Below are 23,465 nucleotides of genomic sequence, written 5' to 3' on the forward strand. Positions count from 1 at the left end.
TCTCGGAGGAGGGTGCGTCGTGAAGCTTTCCCGACGCCAGTTGTTCACGGCTGCCGGCATCACGGCTCTGGCTTCGGCAACGTCAGCAGGGACGTCGCCGGCTTGCGCGACCGGTGCGGCGGCGGTGGGCACGCCGGTACGCGTCTGGAGCGGCGAGATCCGGGTCGGCGACTGGGAGCGGTACTACCTCGGGCTCGACGGCGGAGCTCACCAGAAAGCGCTTGATTCATTGGACATCGCATATCGCGACGGTGTCCGAGCTGACGAGCAGAACCTGATGGTGCCGGTCGAAGCCGTGCGGCGAGCTGCGCTGGAGCTCGGTGACCACGCGGCCGCCGATGTGTTGCGCGACCGGTTCGAGCTCGACTCGCCCTCGATGCTCGGGCGCGGGCTCAAGCTCGTGCTCGGCCAGGGCGGGCTGGAGCACCGCTACCTCGACGACCTGAGCCTGCAGCTGCGATATATCGGATATCGGTGGAGGTTCGCGAAGCACGTGCTGCCGATGCCGGCAGCAGTGCGTGCAGCTCTGGCCTGATATCCAATACGCGATATATCGCGAACCCATATATGGGATATCGGATATGGGCTCGCGACATATGGGACATCAGCCGAGCTGCGGCGCTACGTCCGCGGCGACCTCGGTGATGTGGTCGAGGTCGGCCAGGTCCAGCACCTGCAGGTAGACCCGCTGGACACCGGTCTGCTCCACCCAGCTGCCGATGCGGTCGACGACCTCGGCCGGGGTGCCGGCCAGGCCGTTGGCCTTGAGCTCGTCGACCTCGCGGCCGATCGCGGCGGCGCGGCGGGTGACGTCGGCGTCGGTGCGGCCGACGCAGGCGACGAGTGCGACGGAACGGGTGATCTCGCGAGGGTCGCGGTCCATCTCGGCGCACGCGGCGTCGACGCGGGCGAACTGCTCGACGGCCTCGGAGATGCCGACGAACGGCAGGTTGAACTCGGTGGCGTACGAAGCGGCCAGCGCCGGGGTGCGGCGGGCGCCCTTGCCGCCGATCAGCACCGGGATCTGCTCCTGGGCCGGCTTGGGCAGGGCCGGGGAGTCGGTCAGCGAGTAGTGCCTGCCCTCGAAGGAGAAGGTGCCGCCGAGCGGCGTCTCCCACAGGCCGGTGATGATGGCGAGCTGCTCCTCGTAGCGTTCGAAGCGCTCACCCAGTGCCGGGAACGGGATGCCGTAGGCGGTGTGCTCGGCCTCGTACCAGCCGGCGCCGATGCCGAACTCGACGCGGCCGCCGGACATCTGGTCGACCTGGGCGACGCTGATGGCGAGCGGGCCGGGGTAGCGGAACGTCGCGGCGGTCATCAGCGTGCCCAGGCGGATCGTCGACGTGTCGCGTGCCAGGCCGGCGAAGGTGATCCACGGGTCGGTGGGGCCGGGCAGACCGTCGACCGAGCCCATCTTCAGGTAGTGGTCGGAGCGGAAGAAGGCGCCGTAGCCGGCGTCCTCCGCGGTCCGCGCCACCCGGAGCAGGTCGTCGTAGCTCGCCCCCTGCTGGGGCTCGGTGAAGATGCGAAGTTCCACGAACCGAATCTAGTCGGCGGAAAAGCGCGGCGCAGGAACGGCCGCACCGTCCGAGGTGAACACCCCGCGCGCTACCAGGTGCGGGTGCGACGCCGCCTCTTCCAGCGTCAGCACCGGCGTCACGCAGGCGTCCGAAGCAGCGAACACCTCCGACCACTCGTCGCGGGTGCGGGTCAGGAACACCTCCGCGAACGTCTTGCGCAGCACCGGCCAGCCGTCGCGGTCGAGCTGAGCGGGCAGGTCCTCCCCCGCCAACCCCAGACCGGACAACAACAACGCGTAGAACTGCGGCTCCAGCGACCCCACCGCGACCGATCGGCCGTCCGCGCACTCGTAGATCGAGTAGAACGGGCACCCGCCGTCCAGCAAGTTCGCGTCCGGAGCGTCAGTCCACACCGACTGCGCCTTCATCGACCAGATCATCTGCGCCAGCGACGCCACCCCGTCGACGATCGCCGCGTCCACGACCTGACCGCGGCCGGTGCGCTGCCGCTCCCACAACGCGGCCAGCACACCCAGCACCAGGTACAGCGACCCACCACCGAAGTCGCCGACCAGGTTCAGCGGCGGCTTGCCGATCGCGTGCAGCACCCCGGTCACCGCCAGGTAGTTGATGTCGTGCCCGGCGCGCTGAGCGAGCGGGCCGTCCTGCCCCCACCCGGTCATCCGCGCGTAGACCAGCCCGGGGTTGACCGCCAGGCAGTCCGACGGCCCGAGCCCCAGCCGTTCCAGCACGCCGGGCCGAAAGCCCTCGACCACCACGTCGGCCGCGGCGACCAACGACAGCACCGCCGCACGCCCGGAGGCCGACTTGAGGTCCGCGGACACCGAACGCCTGCCGCGCAACAGGAAGTCGCGCGAGGCGTCCGGCACCACGGACAGCCCGCCGGACGGACGCTCGACGCGCACGACCTCCGCGCCGAGGTCCGCGAGCAGCATCGCACCGTGCGGACCGGGGCCGATGCCGCCGAACTCGACGACCTTCAGCCCCTCCAGAGGGCCCATCAGGCAGCTTCGGCGACGGGCGCGTCGAACGACAGGCGCGGGCCGAAGATCGCGCCCTGCGACTCGGCCAGGCCGCGCATCGCCTTGGCGTGGTTGCCGAAGTCCGGGTGCGACAGGGCGGCGCGCAGGGCGTCCGCGCTCTCCCACAGGGCGATGTTGATGTACGAGGTGGGCTCGTCGAGCTGGCGCGACAGCGTGTACTTGATCAGCCCGGGCTGTGCGCGCAGGAACTCCGCCGTCTCATCGAAGGCCTTCTCGAACTCCTCGGGCTCACCGGTCAGCTTGAAGCGGTTGACGAAGGTGATCATGACTCTCCCTGTCCCGGAACGGTGTCAGCTGGGAAAACCATGCACACCGCGTCTTGAGACGTGCTCAAGGAACGCCCGCCACGCTACGACCATGCGCATCATCGATCTGTCTTCCCACATTGACGCATCCGCGTACGAAGCGGACCCGGTGACGCACGAGGTGCTCACGGCCGCCCAGGGTGCCGAACACATGGCCGAGCAGCTCAAGGCCAGGCTGGGCGTCGAGTTCGACGTCTCGGTGCTGCGGGACTCGGAGTTCCTGACCCTGGACCGGATCAGCCTCACCTCCCACACCGGCACGCACGTCGACGCGCCGAGCCACTACGGCTCGAAGACCACCTACGGCAACGGGATCCCGCGCCACATCGACGAGATGCCGTTGGAGTGGTTCCACAACCCCGGCGTGAAGCTCGACGTGCGCGGCCACGGCACCGGCGCCATCGGGCCGGAGGTGCTGGAGAAGGAGTTCGCCCGCATCGGGTACACGCCCAAGCCGATGGACATCGTCATCCTCGACACCGGCGCCGCCGAGCACGCGGGCACCCAGACCTACTTCACCGACTACACCGGACTCGACGGCCCCGCCACGAACCTGTTGCTGGACCTGGGGGTCAAGGTGATCGCCACCGACGCGTTCAGCCTCGACGCGCCGTTCCCGGACATCGTCAAGCGCTACCTGCAGACGAAGGACGAGAGCGTGCTGTGGCCCGCGCACTTCGCCGGCCGTGACCGCGAGTACTGCCAGATCGAACGGCTCGCGAACCTGGAAGCGTTGCCGGACTTCGGTTTCACCGTCGTCGCGTTCCCGGTGAAGATCAAGGGCGCCGGCGCGGGCTGGACCAGGGCCGTGGCCCTCCTCGACGACTAGTGGTGTGGCTCGGAACGTTGCCGGGGGAATTCGCGGTCAGACGGGTGCATCGTGGTGTCGCCCCCACGTCTTCATACTGGATGTATGGGGGCGTGGGGGCGACGCCGCGAGGTGCCCTGCTGAGCGTGGATCACCTCGCCAAGGTTCTGAGTCGCGCCACTAGCTCTCAAGTGAGAGCTGAATCACCGTACTTACCTTGAAAACATGGACAACTACGAGAACGAAGACCACATCATCCGCGGAATCGACTGACGAACACACCTAAAGGGCCGCCCTTCCCCAGGAAGACTCCTGGAGAGGGCGGCCCTTTTATAGTGCGCTCACACCAACCGCGCGCGAGCGGCCTCGACCGAGTCCGCCGCGTCCAGCAACGGCAGCACCGCGGAAGCACCCGACCGCACCGCCTTCGTGCGCCGCGCGAACGACGTCAGCGTCTGCCCGGGACCCGCCTCCACCAGCAGCACGTCGTACATCGCCACCAGCTCGTTCAACGCGGGCCCGAAGTACACGGCGTCGGTCAGCTGCCGCGTCCAGAACCGCGCCGACAACGCGTCCGCCGCGGTCATCAGCTGACCGGTGTACCCCGAGTACACCGGCATCTGCGGGACGCGGGGCGACACGTTCCACGCCGCCAGCGCTTCATCCACCGCGGGCTGCATCGCCGGGCTGTGGAACGGCGTGGAAGCCGGCACCGTCACCACGATGTACTCGTCGGCCTCCAGACGTGCCCGCACCCGTGCCAACGGCTCGTCCGACCCCGCCAGCATGGTCTGCCGCGCCGAGTTCACCGCCGCGATCGCCACGTCGCCTTCCAGGTACGGCACCAGGTCCGCCTCGGACGCGGCGACGGCCAGCATCCCGCCGGACGGGATCGACACCGCCGACACCACCCGGTCCCGCACCAACGACACGGCTTCGTCCACGGTGAACACACCGGCCAAGGTCGCGGCCACGACCTCACCCGCGGAGTGCCCGATCAACGCGACCGGCTGGACACCCCACGACAACACCGTGCGCCCCAACGCGTAGTCGACCGCGAACAGCAACGGCTGCGCGCGCGACACGTGGTCGATGTCGTTACCTGCTAACCAATCCTCACAGGCAACGGACCCGACCTCGCCGAACAGCTCGAACACCTCGTCGATCACCGAGGTGAACACGGAGTCCGTGCCGTACAGCGATGCCGCCATCCGCGGGTACTGCGACCCCTGCCCGGGAAACATCAGGGCTACGTCCATCTGGGCAACATCCACGAGAAGCCTCCAAAAAGCGACAGGGGCCGCGAGGAAGACCTCACGACCCCTGTGCGGGTGACATCACCTGTACTCGCGAACCACCATGGCGGAGTTGAACCCGCCCTTGCCGCGGCCGAGCACCAGAGCGGCCTTGATCTTGCCGTGCCGCGCCTCGTTTAGCACGAGGTCGAGCTCGTACTCCGGCACGACGTTCTCGACGTTGACGGTCGGCGGGATGGCCGACCAGTAGATCGAGAGGATCGCCGACGCCACGTCCAGGGACCCACCACCGGCGAACAGCCGCCCGGTCATGGTCTTCGGCGCCGTCACGGGAACCCCGTACGGCCCGAAGATGCCCTTGATCGCCTCGGCCTCGGCCTTGTCGAGCTCCGGGATGCCCGCCGCGTCGGCGAACACCACGTCGATCTCCGAGGCGTCCATGCCGGCGTCGCGCAACGCGAGCTCCGCCGCCCGCTTCAGCCCCGGCTCCCGCGAGGGCATCCGCGAGTCGAACGTCGAGGCGTACCCGACGATCTCGCCGTAGATCCGCGTGCCGGGACGACCGGCCGCCGACTCCGGCGTCTCGACCACCATGATCGCGCCGCCCTCACCGGCGACGTACCCGGAGGCGTCGCGGTCGAACGGCAGGTAGGCGCGCTTCGGGTTGTTGTTGCGCGACAGGCAACCCGACGCCTGGTGGGCCACCCACGCCCACGGGCACAGCGACGAGTCCATGCCGCCCGTCAGTGCCAGCTGGACACCCTTGCGCAGCTGGCGCCGGGCGTGCCCGATGGAGTCGATGCCACCGGCCTGCTCGGACACCACCACCGCGCCGGGACCGCGCGTGCCGTGCCGGATGGAGATCTGGCCCGTGTTCACCGCGTAGAACCAGGCGAACGACTGGTACGCCGAGACGTACTCCGGACCCTGGTGCCACAGCTTCTGCAGCTCGCGCTGACCGAACTCGTACCCGCCCGCCGTCGCCGCGGTGATCACCGCGATGTCGGTGTCGGGGATGTCGTTCGGCTGCACACCCGCACCACGCAACGCCCAGTCCGTGCCGACCAGCGTCAGCCGCGTCATGTGGTCCGTCTGCGGCAGCAGGCGACCCTGCAGGTGCCGCCCTGCCTCGAAACCGGGCACCTCGCCGGCGATCTTCGCCCAGTAGTTCGCGCTGTCGAACCGGGTGATCGGCTTGATCGCCGCCTCCCCGTGCAGGGTCGCCCGCCAGTACGCGGTCGGCCCCAAACCGTTCGGCGACGCGATGCCGATTCCCGTCACCACCGCCCGAGTCACCGGCCTGCCCCTTCCACCTTCTTGAGCACCATGGCGCTCTGGAAACCACCGAAACCACTGCCCACGGTCAGCACCGTGTCGACCTTCTTCTCGCGCGCGACCAGCGGCGTGTAGTCGAGGTCGCACTCGGGGTCCGGCTCGTGGAGGTTCGCCGTCGGCGGGATGAGGTCCTGTTCGAACGCCAGCAGCGAGCCGACGATCTCCAGCGACCCGATCGCGCCCAGCGAGTGCCCGATCATCGACTTGAAGCCGGAGACCGGGGTCTTGTAGGCGTGCGCACCCAGCGAACGCTTGAACGCCGCCGTCTCGTGCAGGTCGTTCTGCTTGGTGCCCGAGCCGTGCGCGTTGATGTAGCCGACGTCCGTGGCGTCCGCCCGCGCCTGCTTCAGCGCGATGTTGATGGCGTCGGACATCTCGATGCCCTCGGGGTGCAGGCCCGTCATGTGGTAGGCGTTGCACCGCGAGGCGAAGCCGGCGACCTCACCGTAGATGTGCGCGCCGCGCGCCCGTGCGTGCTCCAGCTCCTCGAGCACGATGATCGCGCAGCCCTCGCCGAGCACCAGTCCGTCGCGCGTCTTGTCGAACGGGCGGCAGGCGGTGGCCGGGTCGTCGTTGCGGGTGCTCGACGCGCGGATCACGTCGAAGCACACCACGGTGATCGGGGAGAGCGGGGCCTCGGTGCCGCCGGTGACGACGACGTCCGCGGAGCCCTCCATGATCAGCTCGGCCGCGTAGCCGACCGAGTCGAGACCGGAGGTGCAGCCGGTGGAGACCACGGAGACCGGGCCTTCCGCGCCGACCGTCCACGCCAGCTCCGTCGCCATCGAGGACGGCGTGAAGTAGTCGTAGAGGTGCGGTACGGCGTAGGACTGGTCGACCTCCCAGTACTTGCCCCGGTCGGAGCCGACGATGAACTCGCGCTCCAGCGAGGTCGTGCAGCCGACCGCGGTGCCGAGCGAGACACCGATGCGGCCGGGGTCGAGCTGGTCGAACTCGATGCCGGAGTCCGACATCGCCTCACGACCCGCGACCACGGCGAACTGCGCGGCTCGGTCGAGCCGGCGGATCTCCTGCGGTGTCAGGCCTTCGCGCACTGGGTCGAAATCTGCTTCCCCCGCCATGCGGGAGCGGTACGGAGACGCGTCGAAGTGCGTGATGTTGCGAGTCGCCGTACGCCCTTCGGACAGCAGTTTCCAATACGCCTTCGTTCCGATGCCACCAGGTGCGACCACGCCCACCCCGGTGATGACGGCGCGACGACTCATCGGACACCTCCAATCGCCTTCTGTGCGGACACGGTCTGCTCCAATCTCGGACAGGGCACGGGAGCGACACCTGTTTCTGCCGGATGAACCGATGGTGAAACGGCCCGATCGAGGCCACCTCGAACGACGGCGTAGGACCCCTGTACGAGTCCGGCTCCCGCATCGGCCGCGAACAGCTGCTTCGCCACCGAGTCACCGCCGCCGCCGCCAAATCCCAGGGGCACACCTGTTTCCGCGACCACGGCGAGGATCTCGCCCACCTGGTCGGGCCACAGCGCACCCGCGGTGTCGTGCAGGATCACGGTCTCCGCCCCAGCCTCGGCGGCTGTCAGCACGACCTCCAACGCGTCGTCGGGGTCGATCAGCCAGCCGTCGAAGAAGTCGCGCGCCTCGACGATCACTCGCCGTTCGGCGCGCACGAGTTGACGCACGGCCTCTCGGAGCACCGAGAAACCGTGCCCTTGCACGACTACTGCCACCGCGGGGGTTTCCGCGGCCATCAACGCCACGAGGTCCTCGGGACCTCCGGACGCGATGAGGGTGGCGACCCGCAACCGGAGCTCGACAGCAGCTCTGGCATAGAACCTTCTGGGGTAGGACGACCGGCCGGGCCGGCCGCCGTCGACGAACGTGACGCCGAGCGCGTCGAGGCGCCGCGCCGCGACCAGACTGTCCGAGGTGGACAGTCCGGTGCGGCGCAGCGAGATGTCGTAGAGATCCATCTCAGAACCCCGAAAGCAACACGCGGGAAGCCTCGATCTCGTACGCGCAGTGCCCCACTTCCGAAGGGCACCCCTTGCGCTGGTGCTCGACCGCGGCCTTCTCCAGGTACATGGAGACCACGTAGAGCCCGTTGCGGCTTGCCGCCCGCGCTGCGGCGGTGAGCAGGTCCGCGCCACGCAACCCCATCGCGCCACCTCACCCGTTCTCGGCGAATTCCTTCGCGTGCCGGAGCGTCGTGAGGCTGTTGGTGCCCAGCGCGTGGCGGATGAGCTCACGAGCGCGCTCGATCGTCCCGTCCGCCCCCAGCACCTCGGGCACGACCTCCGGCCGGATGACGACCGTGTGGTGCGAGGTCGCCTCGATGCCGGCCTCGACGCCGTCGCCGATGTCCCTGAACGTCCACCGGCCGACGTGCGCCGCCATGATCGGCGGTGTGTGCGTCTGCTTGTAGACGATGCCGTCGTACGGGGTGCAGACCCGCACCGAGTGGGTGGTGTGGATCGACCCGTCCGGGCTGCGCGTGTCCATCTCCATGGACTGCACCCCGGTGACGGCCTCGGTCAGGTCCAGCCGGGCCACGTGCGGCAGGCGCTGCGGCCACAGGTCCGACCGGTACAGGAACTCGTAGACGTCCTTGCGGCTCGCGTGGATCGTGATGCTGTCCGAGAACGACAGCACCAGCTTGTCGTAGTCGTCGCCGTACTCCGCCGCCCGCTTCAGAGCGGCCAGCTCGGCGTCGCTGTTGTTGTTGACGGCGTTCAGGATGACGTCGACCGCCTCCGGCTGCGCCGCGGTGAAGTGGTGGAGCAGATCGACCCGGGTCGCCGAGTCGGCGATCGGGACGATCCGCCACTCCCCACCCATCGTCTTCACCGGGGCCGCCGAACGCTCCTGCTCGAAGGAGATGTGCAGGTTGGCGGGGTCGAGCACTCGCCGGGACGTCCACGTGCGCACGTCACCGTTGGCGAACGCGTGCAACCGCAAGCGCTCGGTCGAGCCGTCCCGTTCGAACACCTCGGCCTGCACCGTGGGTCCGAAGATGTACGGCCAGGTCGTCACGTCCGCGACCAGGTCGTACACCACCTTGGCGGGAGCCCCGATCATGACCGTGTGCGTGGTGGTGTGCGTCATGTCCGTCTCCGTATCCGAGTCGCCGGCGTCAGGCCGCGATCTGTCCGTTGACCTTGTCCAGCAGCTGACGGGGCGTCTCCAGGTACGCCATCTCGTCGTCGGCGATGGCGACACCGTGCTTGCGCTTGATCAGCGCGACCGTCTCCAGCAGGGCGAGCGAGTCGAAGCCCAGCTCGAGGAACGGGATGTCGAGAATGTCCTGGCCCGGCTTGAACGAGTCGTCGTCGCCCGCGGCCTCGTTGAGGATCTCCTTGAGGCCCTCGATGGTCAGTGCGCTCACGGCTAGCTTCCTTTCCTCCAGCGGGCGGTTTCCGCGCGCCCACAAGTGAGGTTGCCAGCGCACGCCTGTAATCCACTGGAGATGTCCTCGAAGAAACTGTTGCCGCACAACGAGAACGGCCCCCGTCACAGAGTGACGGGGGCCGCTGGAGCCGGGCTTCAGGCCAGCAGTCGTTGCAGCTGACGGGTTTCCGCGCTGTCGAGCCGCGGGTCGGACGTGAGGATCGCGTGCTGCAGGCCCTGCAGCCGCGACGAGGGCTCGACGCCGAGCTCCTCGATCAACGTGTTGCGCAACGCCTTGAACGCGTCCAGCGCCTGCCACTGCCTGCCCGCGCGGAAGAGCGAGATCATGTACTGCGCGCACAGGTTCTCGTTCATCGGGTTCTGCACGGTCAGCACCGAGAGCTCGCTGAGCAACGCCTTGTGCCTGCCCATCCGCAGCTCCGCGTCGATGCGGGCCTCGAGCACGCCCAGGCGGGCCTCCTCCAGGCGCACGACCTCGATGCTCAGCGGCATCCCGGGACGCACGTCGACGACCGCGGGGCCGCGCCACATCTCCAGCGCCTGGCGCAGCAGCCTCGACGCGGAGGCGAAGTCCTCGACGTCGCAGGCCTGCTGGCCGGCGCGGGCCAGGCGTTCGAACTCGTGCACGTCGACGGCCTCGGCGGGCACGTCGAGCAGGTAGCCGCCGTAGCGGGTGACCAGCACCTCCTTCGCCTCGCTCGCGTCCGACGCCGACAGCGCGTCGCCGATGAGCCTGCGCAGCTGCAGGATGTAGGTCTGCAGGGTGGTGCGGGCGCTGCGCGGCGGGCGGTCGCCCCACAGCTCCTCGATCAGCGTGGGGACGGAGACGACCTGCCCGGCGTGCAGCGCGAGCAGGGCGAGGATCTGCCGCGGCTTGGCGGCGGTGGGCGTCACCGAGCGACCGTTCACCTTGGCCTCGACGGGCCCCAGGACCTTGATCTGCATCGCGACCCCTCCTTCGGTTCCAAGCACACCGTTAGTCTGCTCGGCCCAACGCGGAGGCGTTAGTGCGGAGGTCCTCGATCTCAGATGAGTTCGACCCGTGACGGGTATGAAAACTTCATACCGCTGCGCATTAGCCGGTAACTACCGACCCATTAGCGCAGGTCCGCATGATTACCCACATCACTTGAACCGCAAACATCGGAGATGCAGATGTCCGCCACCGTCACCGTGGAGCACCTGGCTTCCGTCACCACCGCCATTGACGACTCCGACGACATGAAGATCTACCAGTTCGACCGTGAGGCGTCGATGGACGTCATCTTCGCCACCTGGTGGTGCAGCGGCAGCGGCAGCGTCATCGGCAGCAGCTACACGGCCCACGACGAAGTCCTCGCGGCATGAGACCCGAACTGGCCGAACCCGACGAGCGGAGAATCGGCTTCAAACGACACCTGCAGCCGCAGATCGTCGAAGGCGAAGCCGTGTACCTCATCGGTGAATCCGGCGTCACCGCCATTCAGGGAACCCACGTCGAAGCGCTCGCCCCGCTGCTCGACGGCACCCGCGATCTGGCGGGTCTGCTGCGCGACCTGCCCGCGGACCTGACCGAGGACAGGGTGGCCCGCATGCTCACCCGGCTGGCCGCGGCCGGCCTGATCGGCAGGCGGGGAGCGGAGAGCGGTTCGGCCACCACCGAGGCCTCGCTCGCGTACTGGGACGCGGCGGGCCTCGACGCGGCGGACGCGGTGGCGACGACGTCGACGTCACTCGTCTCCGTCGTCGTGGTCGGCGACAACGACCGCGACGAGCTCGTGCAGGCACTGCACCGCAACGGGCTCACGGTCACTTCGGGGAGTGGTGACCTGACGGTCGTGGCATGTGCCGACTACCTGGCACCCGAGCTCCGTGAGATCGACGCCGCACACGCGCGGCCGGCATCCCGTGGTTGCTGGTCAAGCCGGTCGGCGCGCAGGTGTGCGTCGGTCCTTTCTTCTCCCCCGGCGACGGCCCGTGCTGGCGTTGCCTGGCCATCCGCCTGTCGGCCAACCGCAAGGCGGAGGCCCACGTGCGGGCGCGGTGCGGGCAACGTGGCCCCGCGCCGCGGCCCGCGATCGGACTGCCGTCGCTGCGCGCGATGGCACTGGACATCGCCTCGGTCGAGGCCACCAAGTGGCTCGCGGGCCTGCGGCACGACGGGCAGCGCTCCATCTGGAGCTACGACAGCCTGACGATGAAGGTCACGCAGCACGACGTGCGGCACCGTCCGCAGTGTTCCGGCTGCGGTGACCCCGGAGTTGTCGCGCGCAGGGCGTTCGAGCCGGTCGAACTCACGAGTCGCGTGAAGACCTCCTGCGACGGCGGCGGCCACCGGTCGTCGTCGCCGCAGGAGGTGCTCGACACCTACCGGCACCTCATCGGCCCGGTCACCGGGATCGTGCGGGAGATCCGCCGCGACGAGCACGGGCCCGCGTTCTTCAACTCCTTCCGGTCCGGGTCGAACATCGCCGCCGCGGGCGAAGGCATCGAGGGGCTGCGTTCGGCGTTGCGGGCGGACAGCGGGGGCAAGGGGGTCACGCCGCTCGACGCCGAGGTCGGCGCGCTGTGCGAGGCCGTCGAACGGCGCAGCGGCGCGTTCGTCGGCGAGGAGGCGCGCGTGAGCGGCAGCTACTCCTCACTGGGCGACCAGGCGATCCATCCCGACTCCGTGCAGCTGTACCACCCGCGGCAGTTCGAGGACCGCGACGGGTGGAACGCGAACCACTCCGCCTTCCAGCACGTCACCACCCCGTTCGACGAGGACGAGGTGATGGACTGGACCCCGCTGTGGTCGTTGACCGAACAGCGGCACAAGTTCCTGCCCACCGGCATGCTCTACTTCGGTGCGCCCTGCCCACCGAGCATCACCGCCAACTCCAACGGTTGTGCCGCCGGCAGCAGCCTGGAAGACGCCGTGCTGCAGGGGCTTCTGGAACTCGTCGAACGCGACGCGGTCGCCATCTGGTGGTACAACCGCACATCGATGCCGGCGATGGACCTGGACGCGTTCCACGACCCGTGGGTCGACGAGCTCCGCGAGGTGCACGCGAACCTCGGCCGCGAGGTGTGGCTGCTCGACGTCACCTCGGACCTGGGCGTGCCCGCGATGGTGGCGGTGTCCCGCCGCACCGGCGGGCCGCGTGAGGACATCATGTTCGGTTGCGGCGCGCACCTGGACCCGCGGATCGCGGCGCGCCGGGCACTCACCGAGCTGAACCAGTGCATGCCGATGGTCTGCGACCCGGTGGACATGAACGTGTTCGACATCGACATGCGACGCTGGTTCGAGACGACCCGGCTCGCCGACCACCGGTGGCTCGCGCCCGACCCGGCCGTGCCGCGGCGTGCTCCGTCCCACCACACCTACACCCACCGCGAGGACCTCGCCGACGACATCCGCGCGATCCAGGCGACCCTGGAGGGCAAGGGCATGGAGCTGCTGGTGCTCGACCAGACCAGGCCCGACGTCGAACTGCCGGTGGTACGGGTCGTGGTACCGGGACTGCGGCACTTCTGGTCGAGGTTCGCTCAAGGGCGCCTCTACGACGTACCTGTACAACTGGGTCTGCTGACCGAACCCCGCCGGTACGACGAGCTCAACCCGATTCCCTTGTTCATGTGAGCACCACGCAGAGCGGAGGCGCCGCGGTGACCACGCAGTCGCACATCCCGTCCGGCCGCCCGCTGTGGTCCTTGCTGGAGGACGCCTTCGTCGACGAGGGGGGTGACACGCTCACCGTGCACGGCAGGTGGGGCGCCATCGAGCTCGCGGACACCAGTCCGCTGGTGCGCGAGGCGTTGCACCGGATGAGCCTCGGACCGGTCGCGCTGGAGAACATCTCCGCCCTGCACGACAACTTCGTGCGCTGGAAGACCGGCTCGGGGCCGTGCCTGATCTGGCGCAAGCTCAAGAACACGCTGGACCAGCTGGGTGGTTGTGTCGTGCCCTCGCTCGGGCTCAACGACGGCGCCGGCCCGATCCTGTCGGTCGTCGCGGTGACCGGCAACGCGGTGTTCTCGCTCCCCCACCTCGGTGACGACGACGTGGTCACCCTGCGGCCCGGCACCGAGATCGAGCGGCTGAACGGCGACCAGGCGCTGGTGTGCTCCGGCCAGCCGTACCAGGTGATCCTGCACAGCGCGCCCGCCACCGAGATCACCAAGGCGTTGCTCGACGCCGAGACCACGGTCGCTCAGGTCGCGGAGGCGCTGCAGGTCGACGAGGAGCTCGTCGCCGACGTCATCGCGTACCTGGCCGGTGCGGGACTAGTGGTCACAACAGAGAACTGAGCGGTCGCCATGTTGCTCCGATCGGTCAGCCGGAAACACGGGAAATCACAGGTCCCGCCCGTATCATGGCCGCGTCCCGAACCTCGTGTGGGAGCTGCTGTGACGGTGCGACAGGAACGCTCATCGGTGTCCCGTCGTTTGGCGTACTTCGTGATCAGCGTGGTGTTCGCCAACTACCTGCTCGACAACTTCCTCGACGTAATCAAGATCGGTGCGACGCCCGGCAGGATCGCCGGCTCCCTCGCCTGCCTGCTCGCAATCGGGTACCTGCAGCTGCGGGTGTTCAGCAGACCCGGTGCGAACCTGCGTTCCGGCAGGGCGTACCTGGCACTGGGCGCGATGGCGGTGCTGGTGTACGCACCGCTGGCGTTCTTCCCGGACGAGCTGAACAACATGCCCGGCTTCCTCGCGGGCAGCTCCCTGCTGGTGCTGCCCGGCCGGGTGCGGTGGCTCGTCTTCTTCGCGGTGGCACTGGGCAACGGCGGCATCCAGGCCTGGTACGCCGACGACGTCTCCTCGCAGATCTACTACATGATCGCGTCGATGGTCGCCGGCCTGGTCGTGTACGGGTTGTCCCGGCTGCCGTCACTGGTGGAGCAGCTGGAGACCGTCCGCTCCGAGCTCGCCGCGCTGGCGGTGTCGCAGGAGCGGCTGCGGTTCGCCCGCGACCTGCACGACCTGCTCGGGTTCAGCCTCTCGGCCATCACGCTGAAGGTGGAGCTGGCCCGCAAGATGCTCGGTACGCACACCGAACGCGCCCTGCGGGAGCTGGCCGAGGTCCTCGGCATCGCGCGGGAGGCCCTGACGGACGTTCGCGCGGTGGCGTCGAGCTACCGCGAGCTGTCGCTGGCCGACGAGATCGAGTCGGCGTGCTCCGTGCTGACCGCGGCCGGCGTCGCGACCACGATCGAGACGGACCACCCGGAGCTCTCGCCGCGGTCCAGGACCGTGCTCGCGACGGTGCTGCGCGAAGGCGTGACGAACCTGCTGCGGCACAGCGAGGCCACCCGCTGCGCCATCACCATCTCGAGTGCAGGCGGGGCGGTGTCCATCGACATCGTCAACGACGGCGCTCCCGCCGAGGTCGGCACCGAGCGGGGCAGTGGCCTCACCAACCTCGCCACGCGCGCGATGGCCATCGGCGGTTCCCTGTTCGCCCGGACCTCCTCGGACGGCACCTACCGCCTGCACGCCGAGGTACCGGTCGAGCCGGCACCGCAGGAACCGGCGGGCGACGCACGACCGGCGGGTCAGCCGATGGCGGCGCGGTTCGCCCAGGTGCTGTTCACCGTGGTGGTGGTCGGCTACGGCCTCATGTCGCTGTCCCAGGTGGCCTTCGACTACCCCCGCATCGGACTGCCGGGGATGGCGGTCGCGGTGCTCGCCACCGCGGTCGAGGTCGGGCTGGTGCTGAGCCTGGTCGGCCGTCCGCGCGTCCGGTTGAACCTGGCGAGCAGCCTACTGGTGCTCGCCGCGATGGCCGTCTGCGTGTACGTGCCGGTCTGGATGTACGGCAACCCGCTCATGGGCGTGGCCGGCTTCCTCGCCGGAGCCGCGGCGCTGCTGCTGCCCCGCCCGGTCGGCTGGATGGCGTTCTTCGCGGTGGTCGTCACGCAGCTGCTCATGATGTGGATCGGGTTCGACCCCGGCTTCTTCTGGCTCGCCTACGGCTTGTACTCCGTGATGAACCACGGGCTGGTGCTGTACGCGCTGACCCGGCTGCGGTCGATGGTGAGCGAGCTGCACGAGGCGCGCGAGGAGCTGGCCACGGCGGCGGTCGCGCAGGAACGGCTGCGGTTCGCCCGCGACCTGCACGACCTGCTCGGCTACAGCCTGTCGGCCATCACGTTGAAGAGCGAGCTCACGCACCGGCTGGTCACGATCGACCAGGATCGGGCGCGCCAGGAGCTCACCGAGGTGCTGGAGATCTCCCGCCAGGCGCTGGCGGACGTGCGGTCGGTGGCGCTGAGCTACCGCGAGCTGTCGTTCGACGAGGAGACGCAGTCGGCGCAGGCGTTGCTGGCCGCGGCCGACATCGAGGTCACGGTGCGCATCGAGGCGTGCGACAGGCTGCCCAAGGACGTGACGGTGACGCTCGCGACCGTGCTGCGCGAGGGCGTGACGAACCTGCTGCGCCACAGCAAGGCCGAGCACTGCGAGATCTCGCTGTGCCGCAACGCGGAGCTCGTGCGGATGGACATCGTCAACGACGGGATCTCCGACAGCGCGCGGAGCTCCCGCGACGGCAGCGGGATCGGCAACCTCACCACCCGCGTCCGGGCGCTCGGCGGTGAGCTGCACGCGGGACTGCTGCCCGACCAGAAGTTCCGGTTGCGCGCGGAGATCCCGCTGCCGGCCAACTGAGGCCACCGAGCAGCACACCCTGAGCAGACGGGAGTCGAGCTCGTCTTGCAGTGTCATGTTCATTACAGGTTCTCACGAGTGTGACAGTCTCTAGCGAATGTGACAGCGTCTAACGAACGCGAGAGCTGCGAAACAGCTGAAGCCCAGCACGAACGTGACAGGGTCTAACGAACGCGAGAACTGGGATAACAGCTGTGCCGAGCACGAACGCCGGCGGTGTGGGTGACCCCTTCACCACCGGCGTTCATGCCCGGCTGTTTCCCAGTCGACGCGTCAGACCATCTCCAGGACCGCGCAGCCCCAGCTGTAACCCGCGCCGACGCCGACCATGACGATCCGCTGCCCGGGCTCCGCCTTGCCGCTCTGCACGAGGTGGTCGAAGCTCGCGAACTGGTCGCCCGCGCCGAGGTGGCCGACCGTGCGGCTCCACTCCCAGGTGGTGCGTTCCGGCTCGATGTCGTAGGGGCGCAGGTAGTTCACGTCGAGGCGGCGGCGGCCGAAGTGCGGCAGGATCACCCAGTCCGCGTCGCCCATCTTCATGTCGGCGTCGGACAACGCCTCCTCGACCGTGCGCGCCTGGCCCGCGTTGGCCTTGTTGATGCCGTAGGACAGGCCGAACTCGCGGCTGAACGTGTGCTTGGCCTCCTCGAAGTCCACCGGGATGCGGTGGGAGAAGGGCGCGAGACCGAACGGGACGTCGCCGCGGTGCAGTGGTTCCAGGTCGGAGTCCGCGTTGATGGCCAGCGACAGCAGCTTCGCGTACCCGCCGCGGGTGGACAGCACGAGCGCCGACGCGCCGTCGCCGTAAGGGGTTCCGGGGTCCGTGCGCCAGCGGTCGATGCCGGGCAGGCAGAAGCGGTCCGAGGTGGTCAGCAGGGCGTCGCGGCCGGGCCGTGCGACCAGGTACGACACGGCGAGGTCCAGCGCCGCCATGCCACCGTTGGACATCTGCCGGATCTCCAGTGCCAGACAGGAGTTCCTGACCGTCTCGCGCTGGATGTAGGAACCGACCGGCCACAGGTCCTGGCCCTGGTGGTAGGTGGTGGCGTGCAGGATCAGGTCGACGTCGTCGGGCGCGGAGCCCGCGCGGTTCAACGCGATCTGGGCCGCCGCGACGGCCATCTCGGCCGCCGACTCGGTCGGGGACACCGCGACCGACTCGACGTCCGTGCGGGCGACGAGCTTCGGCTCGCACTCCCCCGACGCGATCGCGTCCGCGACCGTCAGCGTCGCCGGCAGGCGCACGCCGGTGCCGTTGACGAAAACATCCTTCACTCGCACCGCGGTCAGACCTCCTTCAGCGCGCGTGCGACCCGCACGACGCGTTCTGCCTGCACCTGGGCGGCCCGCAACACCACGTCGCAGACCGGCCGGTTGTCCGCACCCAGCACGTGGGACGTGCCGTAGGGGTTGAAGTCGCCACCGGGCGGAACGATGATGCCGCCGAAGTGGCAGACCATGTTGTAGATCGAGACGAGCGTGGTCTCCATGCCGCCGTGCACGCTGCCGCCCGAGGTGAAGGCGCTGTAGACCTTGTTGGCGAGCAGGCCGCTGAACCAGGCGGGGCCGAGGGTGTCGATGAACTGCTTGAGCTGCGCCGAGACGTTGCCGAAGCGGGTGGGCGTGCCGAAGACGACGGCGTCGGCCCACAGCACGTCGTCGACGGCCGCGACGGGCACGTCCGCGGTGTCGAGCAGGTGCGCCTTCCAGGCGGGCCGCGACTCGATCGCGGTGGCGGGCGCCAGCTCCGCCGCGCGCACCAGCCGCACCTCAGCGCCGTGCTTCTCCGCCGTCTCGACCATCTCGGTGGCCAGGCGGTGGATCGTTCCGGTCGAGGAGTAGTACACGACTGTCACGTTGACGCTGCGTTCCATGGCGCATCCCTTCGCAAGGCAGCTCTCACCACCCTGGTCGGGTCGCCTTGATGTGGCGTGGAGCGCGACATGAACGTTGGGAGATATGGTGTCGCGCGGAGGGGCGCGATGATCAGGGTTCTGCTCGCGGAGGACATGCACATGGTGCGCGGTGCTCTCATCGCGCTGCTCAACCTCGAACCGGACATCGAGGTCGTGGCCGAGGTGAGCTCCGGTGACAAGATCGTTCCGGCCGCCCGGCAGCACCGCCCGGACGTCTGCGTGATCGACATCGACCTGCCGATCCTCGACGGGCTGACCGCCGCGTCGACGATCCGCGAGACGATGCCGCAGGTCAGGACGTTGATGTTGACCTCGCTCGGCCGGCCGGGGACGTTGCGGCGGGCGTTGGCGGCCAGGGTGGACGGCTTTCTGCTGAAGGACGCGCCGCCCGGTGAGCTCGCCGACGCGATCCGCCGCGTGGCCGCCGGTGAGCGGGTGGTGGACAGCCAGCTCGCGCTGGCCGCGTGGGACCGCGGCGAGTGCCCGCTCACCGACCGCGAGGTCGAGGTGCTGCGGATGGCCGCCAACGGTGCCGACGCGCCGGACATCGCGACCGCGCTGTCGCTGTCGGTCGGCACGGTGCGCAACTACCTGACGACCATCATGACGAAGCTCAACGCCCGCAACAGGGTGGACGCCATCCGCATCGCCGACGACGCCGGTTGGCTGTGACGGTTCCGCGGACGGCATGTCTCACGCTGCCTGCTGCTGCATGCTGCTGCGCAGGTCGAATCCGGGCCTGGCGACGATCTCGGGCGTGAGCGCGTTGCCCTGTTCCAGGACCCGGCGGGCCATGATGAAGTCGATCGGCTTGTTGTAGGCCTCGACCCCGGCCAGCCTGCCGCCGCGGAAGCAGAACACCGAGAACCGGCCCTCCGCCGGGTCGCCGACGGTGACCGCGTGGTCGTGTCCGTCGGTGAGTCCCGCGATCTGCAGCTTCACGTCGTACTGGTCGCTCCAGAACCACGGCAGCGCGGTGTAGGGCTCCGCACTGCCGAGGATCGCGTTCGCCACGCAGATCGCCTGGTCGGTGGCGTTCTGGACGGATTCCACGCGGGTGAGCCCACCGGTGATCGTGCTGGCGAACCGCGCGCAGTCGCCGACCGCGTGCACCCGCGGGTCGACCGTGCGCAGGTGGGCGTCGACGACGATGCCGTTGTCGGTGGCGAGCCCGGAGCGTTGCGCGACCTCGGTGTTGGGGATGACGCCGATGCCGGCGACCACGAGGTCGGCCACCAGCACCGTGCCGTCGGTCAGCTCGACGAGGCCTTCCTTGACGGAGGCGACGCCGGTGCCGGTCAGGATCTGCACGCCTTCCGACCGGTGCCGGTTGACGAGCTGCTGCGCGGTGTCCTTGGTGACCGCCCGCTGCATCACCTGCGGCTGGGTCTCGACGACGGTGACCTCGTGGCGCAGCTTGCGCACCACGGCGGCGAACTCGAGGCCGATGAACCCGCCGCCGATGACGACGACGTCGAGCCCGACCTGGTTGTGCAGCCTCTTGCGGATCTCGTCCGCGTCGGCGGCCGTGCGCAGGTTCAGCACGTGCTCGGCGCCGGGAATGGGCAACGGCCGCGGCCGCGCCCCCGTGGCGAACACCAGGTGGTCGTAGCCGATCGTGCGCGCACACCCGAGCACCGCCACCCGCGCCGCCCGGTCGACGCCCAGCACCCGCTCGTTCGTGAGGACCTTGATGCCGTGGTCCTCGTAGTAGGAGTCCTGCCGCAGGCTCAGTCCGGCGAGGTCGGTCTCCCCCGCCAGGTAGGCCTTCGTGAGCGGGGGCCGCTGGTAGGGCTTCGCGGGCTCGTCCCCGACGATCGTGATGGGGCCGCGGTGCCCCTGCTCGCGCAGGGACACCGCGACCTGGCAGCCCGCCTGCCCGGCCCCGACGACGACTACCGACTCGCCGCGCATGTCAGTAGTTGCCCAGCCCGCCGCAGACGTTGAGCGCCTGCGCGGTGATCGAGGACGCGGTGTCCGTGGTCAGGTACGTCACGAGACCGGCGACCTCTTCCGGCGTGCTGTACCGACCCAGCGGGATCTTGGCGTTGAACTTCTCGAGGACCTCGTCCTCGGTGACACCCCAGTGGTTCGCGTAGCCCTGCCGGACCTTCGTCGCCATCGGCGTCTCGACGTAACCGGGGCACACGGCGTTGACGGTGATGCCGGACTTCGCGAGCTCGATGCCGACGGCCTTGGTGAAGCCGACGACGCCGTGCTTGGACGCCGAGTAGGGCGCGGCGAACACGACACCCTGCTTGCCGCCCGTGGAAGCGATGTTGATGATCCGGCCCCACGACTGCTCGGTCATCTTGCCGGTGCTGAGGACCTCTTTGGTGAAGCGGAAAACGCCGTTGAGGTTGGTGTCGATGACGTCCAGCCACAGGTTCTCGTCGAGCTCGGCGGTGATGCCGCCACCGCCGCGGCCGGCGTTGTTGACGAGGATCTCGACCGGCCCGAAGACGTCCACGGCCTTCTGCACGGCGTTCCGGATGTCCTCTGTGGACGTGACGTCAGCGGCGGCGCCGTCGGCGTCGATGCCCTCTTCCTTCAGCTGCTTCACCGTGGTCTGCACGTTCTCGGCGTTGCGGGCCACGACGAACACCGCGTGCCCCTGGTTCCCGAGGCTGCGCGCGACCTCGAGGCCGATCCCGCTGGTGGCGCCCGTGACCAGGGCGACCCGTCGCTTGCTCATGCTCTTCTCTCCCTCAGAGTTGCTTCTCGGGCATGTGCACGACGAGCCCGTCCTGCTCATCGGTCACGGGCAGCTGGCAGCTCAGCCGGCTGTTCTCCTTGCGCTCGCAGGCCGTGAAGTAGAGGAGCTCGTCCTCGACCTGGTGCATCTGCGACAACGGCTTGGTGTTCTCCGGATCCACGTACACGTGACAGGTGCCGCACGACGCCCCACCACCGCACTGGGCGACAATTCCCTTGATGCCGTTGAGAACCGCGCCGCGCATCACGGTGTCGTTCTGGGCAACGTCGACAACGGTCTCGATGCCGTCGTGCGAAACGTAAGTGATCTTTGGCATGGCAGTTCTCCCACGGATCTGCGGCTCGCCGGACGCCGTCCACCTTGCTCGGCGGGGCTTTGCGCCCGGTGGAGGGCACCTTGAACGGCCTGGTGAGTTGGTCACCTACCGGTTCGAGTTGGGCGCGGTTCGAGCAGGCGGCGAGCGGGCCGTTCACTCGAACGGGTGGTCCTCGTCCTGATTCCCGTCCGGGGTCGTCTGGTTCACGTCCGGAAGTGGTGGTCGCCCGCGTCCCGCAAAAGGAAACGCGGGGGTGGGGGCGGCCGGGGAGTCGCTGAGGTGAGCGGATGAGGGGGAAGAAGGGTGAGGCAGTCGAGGACGAGAAGCGGAGGAGGCGGGCGAGGACGAGGCAGTCCAGACAGGCGAGGGTGACGCGCGGAGCGGGCAGGCAGTCGCGGAGCAGGCCCGAAGGAGGTAGGCAGGCACGGGGCAGGCAGACGCGGCCGGGCAGGCAGGCAGGCACGGGGCAGGCAGGCACGGGGCAGGCAGGCACGGGGCAGGCAGGCACGGGGCAGGCAGGCACGGGGCAGGCAGGCACGGGGCAGGCAGGCACGGGGCAGCAGGCAGGGGCACAGCAGGCAGGCGGGCACAGCAGGCAGGCGGGCAGGCAGGCGGGCAGGCAGGCAGGCAGGCGAGCGGGCGGACAGGCGGGTAGGCGGGCAGGCGTGGGAAGTTGGGTGGCCAAGGCACGGCTGCCCGCGGCGAGACCGGTGGTGCGGCGAGCGGTTCCGGTGGCATTCGAGGGAACCTTGCGACGCTGGGGTGTCGGCGCACACCCACACGCGGAGGTTCCACCGTGCCCCTCAAGGAGTTCTACGACCAGCAGGTGAACTGGTCACCGCCGTTCGAGGACGGCCTTGAACGCGCGACGGTCGTCGTGCCACGCGACTACTCGGACCCGGACGGTCCCAAGCTGACCATCGCGCTCGCCAGGCTCAGGGCCACGGGTGAGCGGCGCGGGGTGTTGCTGGCCGTGAACGGCGGGCCCGGTGGGGACGGGGGTGACGGGCTCGGGCTGATCAAGCACTTCGGGGCGAGGTTGCGGTCCGCCTACGACCTCATCGGGTTCGACCCGCGGGGGTACGGGGAGTCCACCAAGCTGTACAGCGAGGTCACGGTTCCCAAGGCGCCGTTCGACTCGCGGCCGCCGGACAGCCTGTTCGCGCAGCTCGCCGAGGACATGCGGGTGCGCGAGCTGGGGTGTCAGAAGGCCGGCGGGGAGTTGCGGCCGCACATCACGACGCGCAACACCGCGCGTGACATGGATCTGATCCGGGTGGTGCTCGGGGAGGAGAAGATCTCGTTCGTCGGGTACGCGTACGGGACGTACGTGGGTGCGGTGTACGGGACGATGTTCCCCGAGCACCTGGACCGCACGGTGCTCGACTCGTGCATCAATCCACAGTGGACCTGGCGTGAGCAGTTCGTCACGCAGGCGGAGGCGGTCTACCGCAACGTCGAGCTGTGGGCGCGGTGGACGGCCGAGCGCGACGGGCACTTCCACCTCGGCACCGAGGAGAAGGCCGTCATCGCCGAGATCGAGGACGTGGTCGCGGAGCTGGAGGCGGCCGACCAGGTGCACCTGCGGACGTTGCTCGACGGCGCGGTCGGGACGCGGGCCACGGACCGGGCGCAGTGGGACTCGCTGGGGTACCTCATCGGGGACCTCAGGACGGCGCTCGCCGACGGCAACCTCGACAAGGCCAAGACGTTGATCGTCGGGCAGGGCACGTGGCGGCCGCAGGACCAGGAGGGTGACCTGCGGGTCGGGGTGCTGGAGGCCATCACGCTGGAGACGTACTGGCCGCAGGACCTGGAGGTCTACTACGCCGACGTCCGCAAGCACCGCGCCACGCACCCGTACGGGTATGGCGTGCTGCGGGCGCAGCCGTGGGTCGGGGCGTTCCGGACGTTCGAAAGCCTTGAGCCGCCGACGAAGCTGCGGCAGGGCGGGTATCCCAAGGGGCTCGTGGTGCAGGCGGACGGCGACCCGATGGACCGGTACGAGGGCGGTGTCGTGCTGGCTGCGCTGCTGGACCACCCGCTGGTCGTCATCGAGGACTCCGGTGACCACGAGGTGTACGCGCTGGCCGGCAACGAGGTTCTCGACGCCCTGGTGGACGACTACCTCGTCGACGGCGTGCTGCCCGCGTCCAAGCACACCCGGATTCCCGGTCACGTCAAGCGCCCGGACATCCCCAAGGATTGAA

The 23,465-nt window shown here is 69.1% G+C and carries 24 protein-coding genes and 1 pseudogene; 9 read left to right on the forward strand and 16 right to left on the reverse strand.

Going from position 1 to position 23,465, the window contains the following annotated elements:
- Positions 1–19: 19 nt before the first annotated feature.
- Positions 20–535: a hypothetical protein gene (locus tag BBK82_RS02420; RefSeq protein ID WP_154697002.1), complete on the forward strand. Its 516-nt coding sequence runs from the start codon at positions 20–22 to the stop codon at positions 533–535.
- 69 nt (positions 536–604) lie between these two features.
- Here BBK82_RS02420 and BBK82_RS02425 read toward each other — a convergent pair whose 3' ends face one another.
- From BBK82_RS02425 to BBK82_RS02435, 3 genes are read right to left on the reverse strand one after another with little or no spacing between them, the layout of a single operon-like run.
- Complete coding sequence (locus BBK82_RS02425; RefSeq protein ID WP_065913509.1) at positions 605–1,537, reverse strand: LLM class F420-dependent oxidoreductase; 933 nt, start codon at positions 1,535–1,537, stop codon at positions 605–607.
- A gap of 9 nt (positions 1,538–1,546) precedes the next feature.
- Complete coding sequence (locus tag BBK82_RS02430) at positions 1,547–2,545, reverse strand: CaiB/BaiF CoA transferase family protein (protein ID WP_083268698.1); 999 nt, start codon at positions 2,543–2,545, stop codon at positions 1,547–1,549.
- Complete coding sequence (locus BBK82_RS02435; RefSeq protein WP_065913511.1) at positions 2,542–2,850, reverse strand: antibiotic biosynthesis monooxygenase family protein; 309 nt, start codon at positions 2,848–2,850, stop codon at positions 2,542–2,544. Before BBK82_RS02435 ends, BBK82_RS02430 begins: the two co-directional genes overlap by 4 nt.
- A gap of 91 nt (positions 2,851–2,941) precedes the next feature.
- Here BBK82_RS02435 and BBK82_RS02440 point away from each other — a divergent pair, with 91 nt between their 5' ends.
- Positions 2,942–3,718 carry a cyclase family protein gene (locus BBK82_RS02440; RefSeq protein WP_065913512.1) on the forward strand — a complete coding sequence of 259 codons (777 nt, stop codon included), beginning with the start codon at positions 2,942–2,944 and terminating at the stop codon, positions 3,716–3,718.
- Between the two features lie 320 nt (positions 3,719–4,038).
- On the opposite strand, the gene BBK82_RS02445 is transcribed toward BBK82_RS02440, so the two are convergent.
- From BBK82_RS02445 to BBK82_RS02480, 8 genes are all read right to left on the reverse strand, one after another.
- Positions 4,039–4,956 carry an acyltransferase domain-containing protein gene (locus tag BBK82_RS02445; RefSeq protein ID WP_065913513.1) on the reverse strand — a complete coding sequence of 306 codons (918 nt, stop codon included), beginning with the start codon at positions 4,954–4,956 and terminating at the stop codon, positions 4,039–4,041.
- Positions 4,957–5,034: 78 nt separating this feature from the next.
- Positions 5,035–6,249: a ketosynthase chain-length factor gene (locus BBK82_RS02450; RefSeq protein ID WP_065913514.1), complete on the reverse strand. Its 1,215-nt coding sequence runs from the start codon at positions 6,247–6,249 to the stop codon at positions 5,035–5,037.
- Positions 6,246–7,514, reverse strand: a complete 1,269-nt coding sequence (locus BBK82_RS02455) for a beta-ketoacyl-[acyl-carrier-protein] synthase family protein (protein ID WP_065913515.1) — start codon at positions 7,512–7,514, stop codon at positions 6,246–6,248. Before BBK82_RS02455 ends, BBK82_RS02450 begins: the two co-directional genes overlap by 4 nt.
- Positions 7,511–8,236, reverse strand: coding sequence for a beta/alpha barrel domain-containing protein (locus tag BBK82_RS02460; RefSeq protein ID WP_065913516.1), 726 nt, complete (start codon positions 8,234–8,236; stop codon positions 7,511–7,513). Before BBK82_RS02460 ends, BBK82_RS02455 begins: the two co-directional genes overlap by 4 nt.
- A 1-nt stretch (position 8,237) precedes the next feature.
- The gene (locus tag BBK82_RS02465; protein ID WP_065913517.1) at positions 8,238–8,423 is read right to left on the reverse strand and encodes a hypothetical protein; all 186 of its coding nucleotides are present in this window, start codon (positions 8,421–8,423) and stop codon (positions 8,238–8,240) included.
- Positions 8,424–8,432: 9 nt separating this feature from the next.
- On the reverse strand, positions 8,433–9,368 hold the full coding sequence (locus BBK82_RS02470) for an aromatase/cyclase (RefSeq protein ID WP_065913518.1): 936 nt from the start codon (positions 9,366–9,368) through the stop codon (positions 8,433–8,435).
- Between the two features lie 28 nt (positions 9,369–9,396).
- Entirely contained in the window at positions 9,397–9,648 is a 252-nt protein-coding gene (locus BBK82_RS02475; RefSeq protein ID WP_065913519.1) for an acyl carrier protein, read from the reverse strand.
- A gap of 158 nt (positions 9,649–9,806) precedes the next feature.
- The gene (locus BBK82_RS02480; protein ID WP_065913520.1) at positions 9,807–10,616 is read right to left on the reverse strand and encodes an AfsR/SARP family transcriptional regulator; all 810 of its coding nucleotides are present in this window, start codon (positions 10,614–10,616) and stop codon (positions 9,807–9,809) included.
- A 210-nt stretch (positions 10,617–10,826) separates the two neighbouring features.
- Here BBK82_RS02480 and BBK82_RS02485 point away from each other — a divergent pair, with 210 nt between their 5' ends.
- The 5 genes and pseudogenes from BBK82_RS02485 to BBK82_RS02500 all read left to right on the forward strand — a co-directional run bounded on the left by BBK82_RS02485 (position 10,827) and on the right by BBK82_RS02500 (position 16,307).
- Entirely contained in the window at positions 10,827–11,018 is a 192-nt protein-coding gene (locus tag BBK82_RS02485) for a hypothetical protein (protein ID WP_154697003.1), read from the forward strand.
- Positions 11,015–11,212, forward strand: a pseudogene (locus tag BBK82_RS56155) (hypothetical protein); the annotation flags it as partial. The gene BBK82_RS02485 and the pseudogene BBK82_RS56155, both read left to right, overlap by 4 nt.
- A 377-nt stretch (positions 11,213–11,589) precedes the next feature.
- Entirely contained in the window at positions 11,590–13,275 is a 1,686-nt protein-coding gene (locus BBK82_RS02490; RefSeq protein WP_335618110.1) for a TOMM precursor leader peptide-binding protein, read from the forward strand.
- Positions 13,272–13,943 (forward strand): hypothetical protein, encoded by a 672-nt coding sequence (locus BBK82_RS02495; RefSeq protein WP_065913522.1) that lies wholly within the window; start codon positions 13,272–13,274, stop codon positions 13,941–13,943. Before BBK82_RS02490 ends, BBK82_RS02495 begins: the two co-directional genes overlap by 4 nt.
- Positions 13,944–14,069: 126 nt before the next feature.
- Positions 14,070–16,307, forward strand: a complete 2,238-nt coding sequence (locus tag BBK82_RS02500) for a sensor histidine kinase (RefSeq protein WP_170067860.1) — start codon at positions 14,070–14,072, stop codon at positions 16,305–16,307.
- A gap of 273 nt (positions 16,308–16,580) precedes the next feature.
- Here the strand turns inward: BBK82_RS02500 and BBK82_RS02505 are convergent, their stop codons facing one another.
- Positions 16,581–17,582 (reverse strand): ketoacyl-ACP synthase III family protein, encoded by a 1,002-nt coding sequence (locus BBK82_RS02505; protein ID WP_237048011.1) that lies wholly within the window; start codon positions 17,580–17,582, stop codon positions 16,581–16,583.
- An 11-nt stretch (positions 17,583–17,593) separates the two neighbouring features.
- Positions 17,594–18,181: a flavodoxin family protein gene (locus tag BBK82_RS02510; RefSeq protein ID WP_065913525.1), complete on the reverse strand. Its 588-nt coding sequence runs from the start codon at positions 18,179–18,181 to the stop codon at positions 17,594–17,596.
- A 108-nt stretch (positions 18,182–18,289) separates the two neighbouring features.
- Here BBK82_RS02510 and BBK82_RS02515 point away from each other — a divergent pair, with 108 nt between their 5' ends.
- On the forward strand, positions 18,290–18,895 hold the full coding sequence (locus BBK82_RS02515; protein WP_065913526.1) for a response regulator transcription factor: 606 nt from the start codon (positions 18,290–18,292) through the stop codon (positions 18,893–18,895).
- A gap of 21 nt (positions 18,896–18,916) precedes the next feature.
- On the opposite strand, the gene BBK82_RS02520 is transcribed toward BBK82_RS02515, so the two are convergent.
- The 3 genes from BBK82_RS02520 to BBK82_RS02530 are packed head-to-tail and all read right to left on the reverse strand — an operon-like array spanning position 18,917 to position 21,255.
- A complete protein-coding gene (locus BBK82_RS02520) occupies positions 18,917–20,137 on the reverse strand; it encodes an NAD(P)/FAD-dependent oxidoreductase (protein ID WP_065913527.1) in 1,221 nt (406 codons plus the stop codon).
- 1 nt (position 20,138) lies between these two features.
- The gene (locus BBK82_RS02525) at positions 20,139–20,918 is read right to left on the reverse strand and encodes an SDR family NAD(P)-dependent oxidoreductase (RefSeq protein ID WP_065913528.1); all 780 of its coding nucleotides are present in this window, start codon (positions 20,916–20,918) and stop codon (positions 20,139–20,141) included.
- Positions 20,919–20,931: 13 nt separating this feature from the next.
- Positions 20,932–21,255 carry a 2Fe-2S iron-sulfur cluster-binding protein gene (locus tag BBK82_RS02530; protein ID WP_065913529.1) on the reverse strand — a complete coding sequence of 108 codons (324 nt, stop codon included), beginning with the start codon at positions 21,253–21,255 and terminating at the stop codon, positions 20,932–20,934.
- 796 nt (positions 21,256–22,051) lie between these two features.
- Between BBK82_RS02530 and BBK82_RS02535 the strand changes: the two genes are divergently transcribed.
- Positions 22,052–23,464: an alpha/beta fold hydrolase gene (locus BBK82_RS02535; RefSeq protein WP_065913530.1), complete on the forward strand. Its 1,413-nt coding sequence runs from the start codon at positions 22,052–22,054 to the stop codon at positions 23,462–23,464.
- Position 23,465: the final 1 nt, after the last annotated feature.

Source organism: Lentzea guizhouensis, from assembly GCF_001701025.1.
GTDB classification, from domain to species: Bacteria; Actinomycetota; Actinomycetes; order Mycobacteriales; family Pseudonocardiaceae; genus Lentzea; species Lentzea guizhouensis.